Consider the following 2,511-nt stretch of genomic DNA (forward strand, 5'->3'; position numbering starts at 1 on the left):
GACACCAGCATCGCCCAGCGCATGCTCAGTCAGAAGACCGTGCAGCACGAGGCCGTCCTGGCAACGCTGGCGGCGTTGGCGAATCCGCCGGCGCCCGAACGCCTGTTGCCCAGCCTGCAACCAAGCATGCCGCAGTTGCAGGGTCTCGGGCTGTTTCGCAACGGCACCTGGATGGCAACTCAGGCAGCGCCTGCTGAACTGGCGATGATGCTCGAACGAGCGCGCCAACTGCAGCGGCCTGTCACCTTGCCTCAGGAGCAGTCGCGTTACTGGCTGGTCGCGCCGTCAGGCTGGAGCCTGCTGCTGGATGCACGGCAATTGCTCTCCGCCGATGAATTCCCGCCATCATTGGGTGTGTTGACTCTGGATCTGGGCAACGGACCGCTCACGCTGCTGGCCCGTCAGCCCGGGGACCTTTCTGTGGGTTGGACGTTCGACCTGCGCAAACCGCTGGGAGCCGTCAGCCAGCCCTTTGCCTTGCACAGCTGGCGGACCCTGACGCCAGCTGACTGGCCCTGGCCGGCATGGCTGACATGGGCGTTCGCCAGCGCTCTGCTGGCCGTTGCCGGCACGGCCTGGCAGCGCACGCGCGCCGAGGCTCGGCGACAGCAGGAGCAAGCCCGCCTGGCGCAGATGGCCCGTCTGGGTTCGCTGGGTGAAATGGCCGCAGGCATCGCCCATGAGCTGAACCAGCCACTGACGGCGATTCTCGCCCAGGTGCGTGCAGCCGAGCGCCTGCTCGACGACGAGGACGAGCGCCCTGTCGTACGCCAGGCGCTGCTTGCCAGCGCTGCCCAGGCACGCCGTGCGGCGGACATCATCAGCCGATTGCGCGATCTGGTGCAGTCCAGCTCGCCGTCGACGCGTGCACCGGTGGATGCCGAACAGCTGATGGCCTCGCTACTGTTTCTACGCGCCGAGGAGCTGGCCCGCCAGGGCATTCGCCTGAGCTGGTCCAATGCCAGCCCGGGTGAATGCCCGCTGGGCGATCGGGTCGCGCTTGAGCAGATAGTGCACAACCTGGTGCAGAACGCAGCTGACATGAGTGGCACCCGCAACATCCTGGTCAGTGGCGGCGTCGAGGACGATGCGTATGTATTCCATGTCAGCGACGATGGTCCGGGCATCACAGACGAAGCGTTACCACGCCTGTTCGAGCCGTTCTATACGTCACGCCAGCACGGCATGGGGCTGGGCCTGACATTGTGCGAGACGCTGGCCGGCGCTATGGACGGCCGCCTCAGCGCGCGCAACCTGGACACGGGCGGCGCCTGCTTCACCCTGCGCCTGCCCCTTGCCGGAGCCGATGCATGAGCGCCCTCTCCCATTCCCCGCTGGTTTACCTGGTCGACGATGATGACGCCGTGCGTGATGCTCTGGCCCTGCTGCTGCGCAGCGTCGGCTTGCGCAGCGAGAGCCATGGCGATCCGCAGGCATTTCTCGCCACGCTGTCGGCGCAGTCGATCGGCTGCGTCGTGCTGGACATTCGCATGCCGGGCATGGGTGGGCTGGAGCTACTGGAACGGCTCGCCGAATGCTCCGATCTGCCGGTGGTGATGCTGACCGGGCATGGCAACGTCGATCTGTGTCGCCGCGCCTTCAAGGGCGGCGCCATGGAGTTCCTGCAGAAGCCCGTGGATGACGATGTGTTCCTGGATGCGGTGCAAGCCGCTGTACGTCTGCATATCGCCAGCCGGGAGCGTCAGGCCGTCACCCTGGCGGCCAGCGAGCGCCTGGCGCGCTTGTCCGGACGCGAGCATGACGTGCTGGTGCGCATCGTCACGGGCATGAGCAACAAGGAGATTGCGCGGGAGCTGGAGCTCTCGCCGCGAACCGTGGAAACCTACCGGGCCAACGTCTTCGACAAGCTCGAAGCTGACTCGCTGGCACAGCTGATCCGCCAGTACGCCAGCCTGCTGGATGAACCGTCTCCGTAGCGCTACGGAGAACGACGAGTAGTCGGGCGAATACCGCGGCGAGGGGCATGCGACCAGACTGGCGACTCCTGATCCGACTGAAAGGAAAGTCCCATGACTCGTTCATCCCTAGCTGCCCTGCTCTGCTCGTTCGCCCTCGTCAACGTCGCCAACGGCGCGGTTCTCAATGAAGGCAATCTGTCGACGGCCGACGCGCAGAAACTCGCCAGTGCGACCGTCGCGGCCTGCTCCGCCAAAGGTTACAACGTCAGCGCTTCGGTGGTGGATCGTGCCGGCCTGCTGAAGGCCTTTGCCCGCGCGGACAACGCTGGCCCACACACGATCGAGGCCAGCAGGGCCAAGGCCTTCACCTCGGCGTCGGCCAAGGCCCCTACGCTGGCAATCATGGAGAACGCGCAGAAGAACCCCGGCGCAGCCAACCTCACCGATATTCCGGGTTTCCTGTTGCTGGGTGGCGGGGTTCCGGTCAAGGCCGGCGACACAGTCATCGGGGCCATCGGTGTGGCAGGTGCTCCGGGTGGTCACCTGGACGCACAGTGCGCCGATGAGGTCCTGGCAGCGAATGCCGCGTTGT

General features: G+C 66.0%; 3 protein-coding genes. All 3 read left to right on the forward strand.

Features of this window, described 5'->3' with window-relative positions; translation table 11 throughout:
* A partial coding sequence (locus tag J0A65_RS22305; RefSeq protein ID WP_232850103.1) for a sensor histidine kinase occupies positions 1-1,314 on the forward strand: 1,314 nt, incomplete at its 5' end.
* Positions 1,311-1,937 (forward strand): response regulator transcription factor, encoded by a 627-nt coding sequence (locus tag J0A65_RS22310; RefSeq protein ID WP_206596518.1) that lies wholly within the window; start codon positions 1,311-1,313, stop codon positions 1,935-1,937. The genes J0A65_RS22305 and J0A65_RS22310, both read left to right, overlap by 4 nt.
* Before the next feature lie 93 nt (positions 1,938-2,030).
* The coding region (locus J0A65_RS22315) for a GlcG/HbpS family heme-binding protein (RefSeq protein ID WP_206596519.1) at positions 2,031-2,511 on the forward strand (481 nt) is incomplete at its 3' end.

It is taken from the genome of Bowmanella yangjiangensis, assembly GCF_017255015.1.
Taxonomy (GTDB): domain Bacteria; phylum Pseudomonadota; class Gammaproteobacteria; order Enterobacterales; family Alteromonadaceae; genus Bowmanella; species Bowmanella yangjiangensis.

Bases quoted from the DNA above. Each gene is read 5' to 3' on its own strand.
- J0A65_RS22310 (WP_206596518.1), top strand. From the start codon at position 1,311: ATGAGCGCCCTCTCCCATTCCCCGCTGGTTTACCTGGTCGACGATGAT.